At 29.4% G+C, this 14,997-nt stretch carries 13 protein-coding genes and 1 riboswitch; of the genes, 2 read left to right on the forward strand and 11 right to left on the reverse strand.

Annotated elements, in window-relative coordinates:
- Nucleotides 1-60 precede the first annotated feature (60 nt).
- The 4 genes from FGL08_RS10560 to groES all read right to left on the reverse strand — a co-directional run bounded on the left by FGL08_RS10560 (nt 61) and on the right by groES (nt 4,209).
- A complete protein-coding gene (locus FGL08_RS10560; protein ID WP_138210755.1) occupies nt 61-981 on the reverse strand; it encodes a pseudouridine-5'-phosphate glycosidase in 921 nt (306 codons plus the stop codon).
- Nucleotides 975-2,069: a PfkB family carbohydrate kinase gene (locus FGL08_RS10565; protein ID WP_138210756.1), complete on the reverse strand. Its 1,095-nt coding sequence runs from the start codon at nt 2,067-2,069 to the stop codon at nt 975-977. The genes FGL08_RS10560 and FGL08_RS10565 overlap by 7 nt, the downstream gene beginning before the upstream one ends.
- Before the next feature lie 180 nt (nt 2,070-2,249).
- Nucleotides 2,250-3,881 (reverse strand): chaperonin GroEL, encoded by a 1,632-nt coding sequence (gene groL, locus FGL08_RS10570; RefSeq protein ID WP_138210757.1) that lies wholly within the window; start codon nt 3,879-3,881, stop codon nt 2,250-2,252.
- A gap of 40 nt (nt 3,882-3,921) precedes the next feature.
- Nucleotides 3,922-4,209 (reverse strand): co-chaperone GroES, encoded by a 288-nt coding sequence (gene groES, locus FGL08_RS10575; protein WP_138210758.1) that lies wholly within the window; start codon nt 4,207-4,209, stop codon nt 3,922-3,924.
- A 312-nt stretch (nt 4,210-4,521) separates the two neighbouring features.
- Here groES and FGL08_RS10580 point away from each other — a divergent pair, with 312 nt between their 5' ends.
- On the forward strand, nt 4,522-5,181 hold the full coding sequence (locus tag FGL08_RS10580) for a TIGR01906 family membrane protein (protein ID WP_171012055.1): 660 nt from the start codon (nt 4,522-4,524) through the stop codon (nt 5,179-5,181).
- A 131-nt stretch (nt 5,182-5,312) separates the two neighbouring features.
- Here the strand turns inward: FGL08_RS10580 and FGL08_RS10585 are convergent, their stop codons facing one another.
- Nucleotides 5,313-6,776, reverse strand: coding sequence for an IS1182 family transposase (locus FGL08_RS10585; RefSeq protein WP_138208895.1), 1,464 nt, complete (start codon nt 6,774-6,776; stop codon nt 5,313-5,315).
- A gap of 317 nt (nt 6,777-7,093) precedes the next feature.
- Complete coding sequence (locus FGL08_RS10590) at nt 7,094-8,026, reverse strand: hypothetical protein (RefSeq protein ID WP_138210760.1); 933 nt, start codon at nt 8,024-8,026, stop codon at nt 7,094-7,096.
- Nucleotides 8,027-8,115: 89 nt separating this feature from the next.
- Here FGL08_RS10590 and FGL08_RS10595 point away from each other — a divergent pair, with 89 nt between their 5' ends.
- The gene (locus tag FGL08_RS10595; RefSeq protein ID WP_138210761.1) at nt 8,116-8,373 is read left to right on the forward strand and encodes a hypothetical protein; all 258 of its coding nucleotides are present in this window, start codon (nt 8,116-8,118) and stop codon (nt 8,371-8,373) included.
- A 302-nt stretch (nt 8,374-8,675) separates the two neighbouring features.
- Here FGL08_RS10595 and FGL08_RS10600 read toward each other — a convergent pair whose 3' ends face one another.
- The 5 genes from FGL08_RS10600 to FGL08_RS10620 all read right to left on the reverse strand — a co-directional run bounded on the left by FGL08_RS10600 (nt 8,676) and on the right by FGL08_RS10620 (nt 14,772).
- Nucleotides 8,676-9,563, reverse strand: a complete 888-nt coding sequence (locus FGL08_RS10600; protein ID WP_138210762.1) for a DNA-3-methyladenine glycosylase family protein — start codon at nt 9,561-9,563, stop codon at nt 8,676-8,678.
- A gap of 243 nt (nt 9,564-9,806) precedes the next feature.
- Complete coding sequence (locus FGL08_RS10605; RefSeq protein WP_138210763.1) at nt 9,807-11,003, reverse strand: CD0519/CD1768 family membrane protein; 1,197 nt, start codon at nt 11,001-11,003, stop codon at nt 9,807-9,809.
- 267 nt (nt 11,004-11,270) lie between these two features.
- Entirely contained in the window at nt 11,271-12,662 is a 1,392-nt protein-coding gene (gene gltA, locus FGL08_RS10610; RefSeq protein ID WP_138210764.1) for an NADPH-dependent glutamate synthase, read from the reverse strand.
- Entirely contained in the window at nt 12,662-13,531 is an 870-nt protein-coding gene (locus tag FGL08_RS10615) for a sulfide/dihydroorotate dehydrogenase-like FAD/NAD-binding protein (RefSeq protein ID WP_138210765.1), read from the reverse strand. The genes gltA and FGL08_RS10615 overlap by 1 nt, the downstream gene beginning before the upstream one ends.
- Nucleotides 13,532-13,727: 196 nt before the next feature.
- Nucleotides 13,728-13,851, reverse strand: a riboswitch (glycine riboswitch).
- A 276-nt stretch (nt 13,852-14,127) separates the two neighbouring features.
- Entirely contained in the window at nt 14,128-14,772 is a 645-nt protein-coding gene (locus tag FGL08_RS10620) for a redox-sensing transcriptional repressor Rex (protein WP_138210766.1), read from the reverse strand.
- Between the last annotated feature and the right edge of the window lie 225 nt (nt 14,773-14,997).

Raw genomic sequence — 14,997 nt, forward strand, 5'->3', positions numbered from 1 at the left:
TACGGCAATTATTATGTTATTAATAAAAACAGATGGATAAGGATATCCATCTGAATATTATTAAGCATTTAATTTTGATAATTCAACTGCTAATTCTGCTCCAAGTTTAGCATTGTTATAAACTAATTGAATATTTGATTCTAAACTTGACCCACCAGTAATCTCTTTAACTTTAGATAAAAGGAATGGAGTACTTTCTTTTCCTTTAATTCCTTTTTCCTCTGCCTCTTTTACTGCTTCTTCTATAGCTTTAGTTATAGTAACATAGTCCATTTCATACTCTGCTGGAATAGGGTTTGTAACTACCACTCCTCCATTTAATCCTAGGTCCCATTTGCTCTTTAATGCTGATGCTAAAACTTCTACAGAATCCATTCTATAATCTACACCGAAACCACTCTTTCTTGTATAGAAAGCAGGTAACTCATCTGTACCAAATCCAACAACAGGAACTCCTTGAGTTTCTAAGTATTCTAAAGTTAATCCTATATCAAGTATTGATTTTGCACCTGCACAAACAACAGCTACATTAGTATGTGCTAATTCTTGAAGGTCTGCTGAAATATCAAAGCTCTCTTGAGCTCCTCTATGAACTCCACCTATTCCTCCTGTAGCAAATACATCTATACCAGCAAGTTCAGATATAATCATTGTAGATGCAACAGTAGTAGCTCCATCTAACTTATTAGCAATTATAAAAGGTATGTCTCTTCTACTTGTTTTTACTACACCTTCTGCTTTACCTAGGTATTCAACCTCTTCTTTAGTTAATCCAACTTTAATTTTTCCATTTAATATAGCAATAGTAGCTGGTATAGCACCATTATCTCTAATTATTTTCTCAACTTCTAAAGCCATTTCTACATTTTTAGGATATGGCATACCATGTGATATTATTGTTGATTCTAAAGCAACAACTGGCTTACCTGCTTTTATAGCCTCTAAAACTTCTGGGTTAATTTCTAAATATTTATTTAACATAATCCTATCTCCTTCATCTTTTTATTTATGTTTTCTAATGACATATTAGGGTTAATTGTATTTTCATGAGATAAAGCCATTATAGAAGCTACACTAGCAAATCGTGCCGCATGATCTATTTCAAAGTCATTTAAATGACTGTAAGCAAGTGCTGCTATAAATGCGTCTCCTGCTCCTGTAGCATTAACAACTTCAATCTTAGGTGTTTTTATTATATTAGAATTTATTCCATCATTATAATAAACACCTTCAGCCCCTAAACTTATAAATACTCTTTTTACTCCTTTATCTAAGAAATATTTCGCTGTATTTTCTAAGTCTGTCTGATTATTGATTTTTATACCTGATAACATTTCTGCTTCAAGCTTATTAGGCTTTATAGTATGAAAATATCCTATTATATCCTTTACCTTTTGTGCTTTTTTCGTAGATACAGTATCTAAGAAAAAGTCTGTATTTTTATGATTAGAAACAATATATTCAATTACTTCTTTAGATATATTGGTATCTATTATACAAATTTTTGAATGTTCTATAATGTGTTTTTTTTCTTGTATATATTCAACTTTTAAGCTATCAAATATGTCCATGTGTGCTATAGCAACTGACATATCTCCTTCTCCATCTAATATAGATAGATAAGTAGAAGTAGATTTTCCTTTTAGTACAAGTGAGTCCTCCATATTTAATCCTATATTTCTAGACTCCTCTAATATCTTTCTCCCATAAACATCATCTCCGACTACACTTATAAGTTTAGTTTCTACACCTAACTTAACTAAGTTTTCGCCAATATTTCTTCCTACGCCTCCTAATGATATCTTCACTTCACCAGGATTAGAATCTTTACTAATTAACTTATCATTAGGAAACCCCTGTATATCAACGTTAGTTCCACCTATAATGCTTACATAGGCCTCTTCATTTATGATATAACCTTTCCCAACGATATAGCCCTTCTTCAGTAGATTCGTTATATGTACCGCCACGGATGAACGTGTTATGCCAAGAGAATTAGCTAATTCTTTTTGAGAAATCATAGGATTCTTTTTAATTAAATCTAAAATTTCTTGTTCCCTATTTGTCATAGCTTCTCCTTAACTTTTGTTTATTTTATTAACTTATGTTTATTCTCTAACTTTACTTATAATATCATATTTTCTTTTAAAATTCAATCTTATTTCATTATTTATTATATGCTTTTTATAAATTTATATAAAAAAATAGGGCTTTGCATATGCAAAACCCTATAAATTCACTTCTATGGATTAGTACATTCCATCCATTCCCATACCGCCCATTGGTGGAGCCATTGGTGCTGGTTGTTTTTCTGGAATATCTACAACTGCTGCTTCTGTAGTTAAGAATGTTGAAGCTACAGATGCTGCGTTTTGTAAAGCTGATCTTGTAACCTTAGTTGGATCAACAATACCAGCTTTTAGCATGTCTACGTATTCACCTTTATACGCATCAAATCCAATACCTATTTCACTTGATTTTAATTTTTCTATTATTACTGAACCTTCTAAACCAGCATTTGTAGCAATTTGTCTTAATGGTTCTTCTAAAGATCTCACGATAATGTTTATTCCAACTTGAACATCAGAATTCTCATCAGTTAATTTAGCAACTTCAGCTATAGTATTTAAGTATGCGCTTCCACCACCTGGTACTATACCTTCTTCTACTGCTGCCTTTGTAGCTGCTAGGGCATCTTCTATTCTTAGTTTTCTTTCTTTTAATTCAGTTTCTGTAGCTGCACCAACTTTTACTACAGCAACTCCACCTGCAAGTTTAGCAAGTCTTTCTTGTAGTTTTTCTTTATCAAATTCAGAAGTTGTTTCTTCAATTTGAACTTTTAATTGGTTAACTCTATTTTGAATTTCTTCTTTATTTCCTTTTCCATTTACTATTGTTGTAGTATCCTTAGATACTTTAACACTTTCAGCTCTACCAAGCATATCTACTGTTACGTCTTTTAAATCTCTTCCTAATTCTTCAGAAATCACTTGACCACCAGTTAATATAGCTATATCAGCTAACATTTCTTTTCTTCTGTCGCCGAATCCTGGAGCTTTTACAGCTACACAAGTAAATGTACCTCTTAATTTATTTACAACTAATGTTGCTAATGCTTCACCTTCAACATCATCAGCAATTATAAGTAGTTTTTTACCTTGTTGAACGATTTGCTCTAATAATGGTAATAACTCTTGAATGTTAGCAATTTTCTTATCTGTTATTAAGATATATGGTTCTTCAACAGCTGCTTCCATTTTTTCTGTATCTGTTGACATATATGGGCTTAAGTACCCTCTATCGAATTGCATACCTTCAACAACATTTAACTCTGTACCCATTGATTTTGATTCTTCAATAGTGATAACACCTTCATTACCAACCTTCTCCATAGCATCAGCTATTAACTTTCCTATTTCTGAATCTGCAGCTGATATAGATGCAACTTGTTCTATGTCTGCTTTTCCGTTTACTGGTTTTGATATTTTCTTTATTTCTTCAACTGCTTTGTCCACAGCTAATTTTATACCATGTCTAATTAACATTGGGTTAGCACCAGCTGTTACGTTTTTTAGACCTTCTCTTATAATAGCTTGAGCTAATAATGTAGCTGTTGTAGTACCATCTCCTGCTACATCATTTGTCTTAGTTGCAACTTCTTTAACTAATTGTGCTCCCATATTTTCATAAGCATCTTCTAATTCTATCTCTCTTGCTATTGTAACACCGTCATTTGTTATTAATGGTGCACCAAATTTTTTATCTAAAACAACGTTTCTTCCCTTAGGTCCTAAAGTTACTTTTACTGTATCAGCAAGAACATCTACACCTCTTTGCATAGCTCTTCTAGCTTCTTCATTAAATAAAATTTTCTTTGCCATGTTTTGACCCTCCTATAAATAATAATTTTTTAGGATAAAACTATTTTTCAATAACAGCTAAAATATCACTTTGACTTAAAACAATATATTCTTGACCGTCAAACTTTATTTCATTTCCTGCATATTTAGAGAATAAAACTCTATCTCCAACTGCAACTTCCATTTTAATTTCTTTTCCATCTACTATTGAACCAGGTCCTACTGCAACTACTTCTGCCTCTTGTGGTTTTTCTTTAGCTGCTCCAGCTACTATTATTCCACTTTTTGTAGTTTCCTCTGCTTCAATTCTTTTAATAACAACTCTGTCAGCAAGTGGTCTTATATTCATTTAAAACCCTCCTTAATTGATTTGTTTATTTAATTTAATATTTTACTTTTATTTTATAAACACTTATCTTATGTAACTCTCATGCATTAGCACTCATTAACTTAGAGTGCTAATACAATTATTATAGTAATTAATAGCATTATTAATATCAAATACTATTAAAGGCTAAATTAACCCATATAGCTCTATTATGATAATATATATGTTTTTTGCTTTATATATCTTATGTTTTCATAACAAATTATCAATTTAATTTTTTATTGTTATATTTGATGTTATAATATTTAATAAAAAAGTTATATGGGTGATATTATGAATTTAAACAAAATAAATAACTCTAATTTAACTAAGCGATTTAAAAATACTTTTTTCTATGTTATTTTAAGTTCTTTTATACTAGTATTGTGTATAAATTTTGTAATGCTATTTAAATATATTTACTATATAGATATTAAATACCTAAAACTAGAAGAAATCTCGGAATTAAGTTTTGACAACTTAAAATCTAATTACAACTATTTAATAGATTTTTTATATTCTAATAGTAAGAACTTTTCTATGCCCTATTTTAAGTCTTCTTATAATGGAAGAGTTCATTTCTTCGAGGTTAGAAATATCATAAAAACTTTAAATTGTTCTCTATTAGTTACTGCACCAATTAGTATATTCTATGTACTAAGACAAAATGCTAAAAAGAATTTTCATTACTTAAAATATGTTTCTATAATACTATGTTCTTTTCCTTTTTTATTATTACTACCTTTAGCAATTAATTTTTCCAAGGCTTTCGATACATTTCATCATATATTGTTTAATAACGATTACTGGATTTTTGACGAAACTTTAGACCCTGTAATAACAGTTCTGCCTGAAAGATTCTTTATGCATGAAGGTTTCTTCTTGTTACTTATAATTCTAATTATATCCATATCTTTATATTTTATTTATAGAAAGAAAAAAAGAAGCTCTTAAAAAGGAGACCACTGAAAAACTTATAGTTTTTCGGGGGTTTACTTTTTACATAATTTAAAAGACTCAAGTTTATACCATTTTGTGGTATGAGCTTGAGTCTTTTTGTATTATTAAACCCTAATCGGGTATATTTACTGATTGCTTAGAGTCAATATTCTCTTCAAGTTTACAGCAAAAATGGTCAATGCACCTTGCATTTGCATGCCAACAAGACCTGCGGCTGACGCAACATCATACCCATGTCTATGTTTCATTTCACTATTTTTAGCTTCAATTTTATATCTCTCTTTTGATTTTTCTTTAAAAAAATCAGTTTCTTGAAATTCAATATGTTTTTGATGCGTATTCGTTTTGATTGAAACTGAGTATGATTTAGTTTTAGCACCTTCTTTATAGCACCCTTGTTTTAAAGGGCAACACTGACACTTTTTAACATCAAAAAAATAAGAAATTACTGTACCTAGTCCATCTTTGGCATGTTTTTTAGGTCTAGTACTAGTTTTCTTAGTACTCATATGGCCAGCTTCACACGCATACATATCTGCATCTTTATTATATTCAAACTTCGTTTTAGTTTGTCTTTTGTTACCATGAGATACTGATTTACTAAGCTTTGCAATTAGATTTTTTTCACTTTCATTTACATATTCTATATTTTCTTTTTCTGAATAAGCTGCATCTCCAATAATATTTTCTATGTTTAAGCCAGAGGCTTCGCTCTTTTCAATAAGTGATTTTAGTTGTTTTCCATCGTGTTTTTCTCCCGAAGTAACTACAGCAGCAGTAATAATACGTTCCTCAGTCATTGCAATATGAGTTTTATACCCAAAGAAAGATGTATCAGCAGTTTTGTGTCCAACTTTTGCGTCAGCATCTTTAGAGAATGACAAAACCTCTAAATCATCTTCGATTGTTTCTTTTAATAAATTTAATTTTTCTTTTACAGCTGGATAACTTGAAATGACCTCTTCTTTTTCAATAACTGATATAAGTTTTTGACAATACTCTATTTCATCCTCAAGAAGACCGTTGTTAACTTTATTAGGAAACCTTGCTTTCATTGACTCATCAATGTTATAAACTGACTTTCGAAGTTTTTTAGATTGTTCAATTAAAACTTCCCTAGGTGTTTTTTGATTGTATCTAGCTTTGGTATGAGTTGAATCAACAATAATTGATTTTGATTTTATAATTTCCTTTTCCAATGCTATTTCTACGGTTTTAGAAATTAGCATGTCCATTAGATTAGTGTCCTTTAAGCGTAGCTTTCTAAATTTAGTTAAAGAACTTGGATTAATTACATCCTCCTCCGGAGCCATATCTAAGAAATATTTAAAAGACATATCATATTTAGAGCGTTCAACAACATCTACATCAGAAATATTGAAAATAGTTTTTAGTAAAAGATATTTAAACATTCTTATTGGGTCAATCGCTCCGCGACCGTTATTATTGCAATATGTAGAAACTAATTCATCGTAGATGAATGAGAAATCTACCATTTCTTTAATCCTTCTCAACATATTATCTTTAGGGATAATCCTATCATATATATCACCATATTCGCTTAATATCATCTTTTGATGCATTAACATAAAATCACCTGCTTAAATTAGTAATATAAAAATTATACTAAAAAATAGACATAACATCTACACAAACTGTAGTGTTATGTCTATTAAGATTAGGAGGGTACTTTTTCAGTACCCTCCTTAAAAAGCTTCTTTTATATTTTAATATTGTTTTCTCATGAATATTATAATCATAATCTCAATTATTTGTAAATATTTATATATCTAGATATATTTTAATTCGTTATTAATATATTAAATAATCATTATCTCTCTTAACTAAAATGTATAAAAAACAGTTTTTAATACTATATGAATAGTGTTAAATCATTGGTACTTATTTATCTCCTACGTCTATAAAAAACGTCTGAATATGATATTACATCCTGATATCCTTTAACTTTAAGTTTAATATTACCAGATGTCAAAAACTCAATAGCATCTTGTATATTATAATCAAAGGCTAACTGAGTATGTGCATAAGAGATTTCCATATTTCCTGCTTTAGTAGTTGAATTAGTAAATCCACCTTTTACAGTCATATATCCTCTATGCATTGATTTGTTCACATCTGAAACTTTATCTATTTTAAACTTAAATGCAATACCATTTACAGATGTTTTACAGTGACTACTTTGTGAGCTTTTATAATCCTTAACATAAGCTTTTTCTTGCTCAAAAAGATCTATTGAAATTGATTCGTGATGACTTCTAGCTGTAGAATTATTAAAATATATATTAGAGTCATGACCTAATGCTAGTACATCACTGAAATAACAAAGAGGTCTTTTTTTCCAGTCATAGAAAAGATAAAACTCATACTCTCCATTGCTTTTTTCATATCCATCCAAATTTATTCTAATCCAACTATTTTCGGATTTGTTTGGAAATGACCTCGTAATTTTCTTATTATCATACAGTTTCAAAAGTTTATCTTGTCCTTCCAATAATTCATATTCTTCTTCTGTATATTTTTTAGGATCTACCTTAACATTACCACACCCATCTTGAATTACCCTTATATAAGCTTGGCTACTATTATATGACACTGCATTTTTTTCTAACTCTTTTAAGGCTTCTACGCTTTTTGGGTCATTTTTAAAATTATTAAGTTGCGACTTAGCTATACCTTCTGATATGTTAGTTTTGAAATTACTTTGAGTTAGTGCCATTTTATAATTGTCATCTTTTACTGGTGTTGCACCTACCATAACTGAATTAAAAAATATAGTAGCAGATACTAATAAAGCACTTGTTAATTTAATTTTACTCATTGTTATCCCCCTTAATGTGCTATAATAATGTTAACTATACCAAAATCAACATTATTATTCAATATTTTACCATAGGAGGAGTATCTTTTATGAGTTCTTTATATGTATTTTTTATTATCTTCATTATATTTATCTTGTTTATCATCATAAATAAAGTATTTCTTAACAACATATCTACTATTAAACTAATGTTTTTATCTTTATTTACAATGATAATTGGTATAGCATTTTTGGTAATTATAAATGATTACTCTAATATTTCATTTTTCTTAAAATTGATTGGTCTTTTTATATTATTATTTGGAATTAGTACTGGAATAAGTATACTAAAAAAAGATTTAAAATAAACTTTTTTGAAGATACAATATAAGTTTCAAATAATATGTATTAGAATTTTAGACTAGGATTACATTTTAACGCCTAGTCTAAAATTTAATATTATATTCTATATTTTGTAACATAACCTAATCATCTTCTTAGATGCTGTCTAATATGTTCTTTTGACACTTTTACTTTTCATACCCTTGCTATGATTTCAAAGGCTACCTTCATATATTGCTATCCACTATTCCATGAACGTAAAATTTTTTAATTTAAATTTTTGACGTTTTATTAAATTTCTACTAATAACCTTGTAATATCAATACTTTTATATTTTAATATTGTTTTCTCTGGCGTAATAAAATAAATATTGTTGAGCAAATCCAGATAAATCGCCAAATTTATCCCTGCCGAATTTTCTAATCTTAGGTAATGACACATCAGGAGCTACATAAAAATGTTGCATGGCTCTTTTAACCCATACATCCACTGGAAAAGCTGAATACTTTTGCATAGAAAAAAGTATTATGCAATCAGATACTTTAGGCCCAATGCCGTTAAACTCTTTCATAGCTTCATGACATTCATCATCACTAAGACCTTTTATATAGTCTAAATTTTTCTCTCCACTATATATTTTCTCTACAGTATCTTTTATATATTTTGCCCTAAACCCTGTTCTACATTCTTCTAATTCTTCTATAGTAGCGTCTTTTAATTTTTCTAATTTAGGGAAAGTATAATAAGATTCCCCCTTGTATATAATCTCTTCTCCCCATGCTTTACTTATATTATTTATGGCTTTTTTTATCATAGGTATCCTATTATTAGCTGAAATAATAAATGAAAGTGTAATTTCAAAAGGATCTTGTTTTAAAATTCTTATTCCTTTTCCAAACGATGTAGATTCAGCTAATATTGGATCTTTACTAAGCTCTTCTTTAATATCTCCATAATTCCTCTTTAAATCAAAATACTCTTCCCATATATCATAAAAATCCTTAATGTTAGTATTATATATTATGACATCATCTTGGTTTTTTTGAACTTCAATAACCTTCCCAAATGCTACACCTACATAACTTCCATCATCTCTCCTGTTCCATCTAAAACATTGTCCACAATCGAATATATCCTTAAGTTCAAAACTTTTTACATTTTTAATTATAATCCCTTGTTCTATTTCTTCTAAAGCCTCATATTCTCTATAGTCCATTATGTTCACCTTCCTTTTATATTAATTAATATTATGTATTATATATTTTCTTATCTATAAATATCTTATAGCTATTATTAATTATTTTGTACTAATTTATATTTTTTAATAATATTATAACAAACCATTTATATATTAACTACATACTTTCATATAATTTAATATTAAAACAGCTCTTATAAAGGTTTAAGAGCTGTTTCGTTATATGAATTATTAAATTATTTATTATAATATTATTTAGTCCTAAAAAATCATATATAATATATTAGCTAATATACCTGATGCTATACCACCTAATAATTGCGTTATAATAGCTTTATTAACTAAATCTCTCTCTCCAATAGCATCCATAAGTCCAACGTGAACGCTTAAGAAACCAGCATTACATATTGCCATTGCTGTAAATACAGCTACATCTTTTGCATTTATAATACCTGCTTTTAAAAACTCTGGTACTACTGCCAGGGATGCTCCAACAGATGCTAAAGACGTAATAGGGAATGTTATGGCTTCTGAATTTGAGAAACCAAATAAAGGTTTAATTATAAATTGTAATTTTGATCCTATCCAAGGAAAGAATCCTATTCCTTCATATGCTGCTCCTGTGAAAACACCATTAGGTCCAGGTCCCTTTGATAACATCATTATAAATGTACACATTATTACAACTCCTGGTATAATTGTAAGTGCTGTATCAACACCTGTCTTACCACCATCTAATAATGCTTGTAAAACTCTTTGAGTAACATTTCCTTCTCTAACTTCTCTATATTTTAACATATCATAGCCTTCATATTCACCATCTACAGCCTCTTGCTCTGTTCCATATCTCTTTTTACCTACGATTAACATTAATCTTACGCTTAAAATACCACCTGTTAAAGCTGCTATATTCCCTATTAGAACAGCTTTACCTAAATTTACTTTATCAGAAGACTGAGCTAGCATAAATGTTGTAACTATTAATCCCATTCCAAAAACTGTACCAAAGTTTACAAGTGATGGAATCTGGTATTTTTTAAAATACTTCAAAAATCCCTTATCTTGAACAATAGGAACTATTGATGGATTATCTGATAGATACGTAGTAACAGCCCCTACAGATGCTGCACCTGGAAGTCCATACAAAGGTTTCATAAGAGGATATAAAACTTTATTTATTATAGCTACTATTCCAAATTCAGATAACAATGATGTAAATGCACCTGCTAAAACTATTACCCCCATTAAAAACCATATAGTATTTAGAATTAAATCGTGTGCAGTACCCATCATGGTTTTAAACATCTTATCTACACCCATTCTACTAGCAAATACCCAAAATAAAACTGCAATAACTGCAAAAGCTACATAAGTTTCTGTTGTTACAACTTTAACTATCTTTTTTTGATTAGTTTTTTTTTCTTCCACTGGTTTAGTTATAGTCTTTTCCCCACTCATTGAATAACCCCTCCTAATATTTGTGAAACTTTTAAAAGAAACTTACAATTGACTAAATTTTCTAAAAACTTAGGGCAAATTAACAGTCTCTCTCCTTTCTTTTGTATTTCAATTTATATTTTATATATACAAATGTTAAATGTCAAACAATTCTTTATATTTTTATACTTATATTTTTATCTATATATTTTTACTATGAATATAAAATATTTGTATAAATAAAAAAGAGTATGTCCAATAAATAATCAGACATACTCTTTTTAAATTTTAGCTATTTAATTTTTCATCAATAGCTTTAGCTGCTTTCTTTCCTGCTTCCATAGCTAGTATAACTGTAGCTGCTCCAGTTACAGCATCTCCTCCAGCATACACATTTTCTCTTGAAGTTAAACCTGTATCTTCTTCTGCTACGATACATCTTCTCTTATTAATTTCAAGACCTTTTGTTGTAGATGGAATTAATGGGTTTGGTGATGTTCCAAGTGACATAATTACAGTGTCTACATCTAATACGAACTCTGAGTTTGGAATTTCAACTGGTCTTCTTCTTCCAGATTCATCTGGTTCACCTAATTCCATTCTTACACATTTCATACCCTTAACCCAACCATTTTCATCACCTAAAATTTCTATTGGATTAACTAGAAGGTCAAATGTTACACCTTCTTCTTTAGCATGATGAACTTCTTCTATTCTTGCTGGAAGTTCTGATTCAGATCTTCTGTATACTATGTGAGCTTCTTTAGCACCTAGTCTTAGTGCTGTTCTTACAGCATCCATAGCAACGTTTCCTCCGCCTACTACTGCAACTTTTTCTCCTACTCTAATTGGAGTTTCGTAACCTTCTTTGAAAGCCTTCATTAGATTAGTTCTTGTTAAGAATTCATTAGCTGAACATACTCCATTTAAGTTTTCACCTTGTATTCCCATGAACTTAGGAAGACCAGCTCCTGATCCTATGAATACAGCATCAAATTTCTCAACTTCAAATAACTCATCTATAGTAACTGTTCTACCAACAATTACGTTAGTCTCAATTTTTACACCTAATTTTTTAACATTTTCTATTTCATGTTTAACAACTGTATCTTTAGGTAATCTAAATTCTGGTATACCATATACTAGTACTCCACCTGGTTCATGTAATGCTTCAAAAATAGTCACATCATAACCATCTTTTGCAAGATCTCCTGCACAAGTTAATCCTGCAGGACCACTTCCTATTACAGCAACCTTTTTACCATTTTTAGCTTTAGTAGATGCTATATCCACATTATGCTCTCTTGTCCAGTCAGCTACAAACCTCTCTAACTTTCCTATAGCTACTGATTCTCCTTTTATACCTAAAACACATTTACTTTCACATTGTAATTCTTGTGGACAAACTCTTCCACATACTGCTGGCAATGCACTATATTCTGCTATAGTTTTTGCAGCCTCTTCAAATTCTCTATTTTTAACGTGTTGAATGAACTCTGGTATAGCTATGCTAACAGGGCACATTGTAACACATCTTGGATTTTTACAATTTAAACATCTAGAAGCTTCTTGTACTGCCTCTTCTTCTGTATATCCTAAACAAACTTCTTCAAAATTTCTAGCTCTAACTTTTGCATCTTGTTCAGCAATAGGAACTTTTTTCATTCTATCTAAATTCATTATTTAGCACCTCCTAAATTGCATCCTTTTTGAATTCCTTCATTTTGTTTAGTTTCCTCTGATTTATACATTGCAGCTCTTCTCATAGCTTCATTGAAGTCAACCTTATGTCCATCGAACTCTGGTCCATCTACACATGCAAATTTAGTTTCTCCATCTACAGTTACCCTACAAGCCCCACACATTCCTGTACCGTCAACCATAATAGGGTTTAAACTTACTACAGTATCTATTCCTAATTTTTCTGTAGTTAAACATACAAATTTCATCATTATCATTGGTCCAATTGCTACTACTAGGTCATATTTTTTACCTTGATTATTAACTAAATCTTCTATTAAATTTGTAACAAGGCCTTTAAATCCATATGAACCATCATCTGTAGCTATGTATACATCTTGTCCTACTGCTTTCATTTCTTCTTCTAATATTACTAATTCTTTAGTTTTTGCACCGATAATAACATCAGCATTTACCCCATGCTCATGTAACCATTTAACTTGAGGATAAACAGGAGCAGTTCCTAATCCACCTGCTACAAATAAAATTCTTTTCTTTTTAAGCTCTTCTATATCTTGCTCCACAAATTCTGATGCTTGTCCTAAAGGTCCTACAAAGTCGTGGAAATAGTCTCCTTCATTATAATCCATCATCTTTTGAGTTGAGCATCCTATTGCTTGTACAACAATTGTAACTGTACCCTTATTAGCATCATAATCACAAATTGTTAAAGGAAGTCTTTCCCCTTGTTCAGTCATTTTCACTATTACGAATTGTCCTGGTAAAGCTGACTTTGCAACTCTTGGCGCCTCAATATTCATTAAAAATATTTGAGGAGATAATTGTCTTTTCTCAACAATTTTATACATGTCCATTCCTCCATAATTATTGTATATTAAATGATTTTATGTTATTAAAATTTATAATTTTCACTTAAATTATTATAACATCTTTTATATACTTATGTAACATTTTTAACAATTATATTGCAACTTATCCGAATTATTAGATTATTAACATATTTAATAAACACAAAAAAACAGGGATAAATAGCTGTAATATATGCTATTTATCCCTGTCCTTTTATCTGAAAGATTCCTTAATACTTTGAAAATACTACGTCATAATATTTTCAAAATACTAAGTTTCTTCTTCGATGCTCTTTACGAGTCTCTCCAGGGGTGTGTCCGGCTATTGTTCCTCCACCTGAAAGTTTCATAATAAATCCATAGCGAAATTTATTCTTTTCTTCTTCGGTTACTTTTTTAAAAGTATCTCCAATAACCCTCATTCACGTATTTAGTTTTTAAATATATAAAGCTACACTTATTCCTTTATATACTTATATTATAATTTTATAAATATTTAGTCAATAAAAACATTACATATGTGCTGATTGAAAAGCAAACCTTTAGATAAGTTTTCATTTAAAACCTCCTAAAGGTATATGTACTTTGATTATTTTTTAACAACAACTATCACAGTTATTAAGTAAACAGCTTAATGTTAATAAACTCTCACTTAAATGTACATTTTCAACAGTTACATTCTTTGGAACATTTAAATCCACTGGTGCAAAGTTCCAAATTCCCTTTACTCCACCAGTTGTAAGAGTATCGCATATATTTTGAGCACTTTCACTAGTTACACATATTATACCTATACCTATTTCATTTTCATTTAAAAATTGTGGTAACATATCTATATCTTTAACTTCAATATCTCTAATTTTTAATCCTATTAATTTAGGATTCCTATCAAAAATACCTTCAATTACAAAACCTAACTTTTCAAAGTTAACATAATTAGCAACCGCTTGCCCTATATTCCCTGAACCAACTAATACCATTTTATAATCCTTTGAAAGTCCTAATATATTACTAATTTGTTCGTATAAATCACTTACATTATATCCATATCCTTGCTGTCCAAAATCTCCAAAACAATTTAAATCTTGTCTAATTTGTGATGCTGTAAAGCCTATTTTTTCACTTAGTTCTTTTGAAGAAATTCTATCTACATCATTACTTAATAATTCTCTTAAATATCTATGGTATTTAGGTAATCTCTTGATTACTGCCATAGATATATTATTCTTCTTTTTATCCAAAAATAACACCTCCCTATAATATCTCTTTATAATGTATAGTTAAATTATTTTTTATAGATTTTTTGAATACAGCAATATATATAATATTAGTATTATAGGTAAGTTATTGTCAAGTATTATACTATGCTATAATTATATATTATATCCAATTTTAACATTATATAAATACCTAAGTGACTATTATATAATAATTCTGTATAATAGTTTATATGCATTTAATAGGAA

It is taken from the genome of Hathewaya histolytica (assembly GCF_901482605.1).
Lineage (GTDB): Bacteria > Bacillota > Clostridia > Clostridiales > Clostridiaceae > Hathewaya > Hathewaya histolytica.

What these genes read in the sequence shown, in the direction of transcription:
- FGL08_RS10600 (WP_138210762.1), bottom strand. Translation starts at nt 9,563, where the DNA reads ATGGACTATAGAGAATATGAGGCTTTAGAAGAAATAGAACAAGGGATT.
- FGL08_RS10595 (WP_138210761.1), top strand. Translation starts at nt 8,116, where the DNA reads ATGAGTTCTTTATATGTATTTTTTATTATCTTCATTATATTTATCTTG.
- groES (WP_138210758.1), bottom strand. Translation starts at nt 4,209, where the DNA reads ATGAATATAAGACCACTTGCTGACAGAGTTGTTATTAAAAGAATTGAA.
- FGL08_RS10585 (WP_138208895.1), bottom strand. Translation starts at nt 6,776, where the DNA reads ATGTTAATGCATCAAAAGATGATATTAAGCGAATATGGTGATATATAT.
- FGL08_RS10565 (WP_138210756.1), bottom strand. Translation starts at nt 2,069, where the DNA reads ATGACAAATAGGGAACAAGAAATTTTAGATTTAATTAAAAAGAATCCT.
- FGL08_RS10605 (WP_138210763.1), bottom strand. Translation starts at nt 11,003, where the DNA reads ATGAGTGGGGAAAAGACTATAACTAAACCAGTGGAAGAAAAAAAAACT.
- FGL08_RS10590 (WP_138210760.1), bottom strand. Translation starts at nt 8,026, where the DNA reads ATGAGTAAAATTAAATTAACAAGTGCTTTATTAGTATCTGCTACTATA.
- gltA (WP_138210764.1), bottom strand. Translation starts at nt 12,662, where the DNA reads ATGAATTTAGATAGAATGAAAAAAGTTCCTATTGCTGAACAAGATGCA.
- FGL08_RS10615 (WP_138210765.1), bottom strand. Translation starts at nt 13,531, where the DNA reads ATGTATAAAATTGTTGAGAAAAGACAATTATCTCCTCAAATATTTTTA.
- groL (WP_138210757.1), bottom strand. Translation starts at nt 3,881, where the DNA reads ATGGCAAAGAAAATTTTATTTAATGAAGAAGCTAGAAGAGCTATGCAA.
- FGL08_RS10580 (WP_171012055.1), top strand. Translation starts at nt 4,522, where the DNA reads ATGAATTTAAACAAAATAAATAACTCTAATTTAACTAAGCGATTTAAA.
- FGL08_RS10560 (WP_138210755.1), bottom strand. Translation starts at nt 981, where the DNA reads ATGTTAAATAAATATTTAGAAATTAACCCAGAAGTTTTAGAGGCTATA.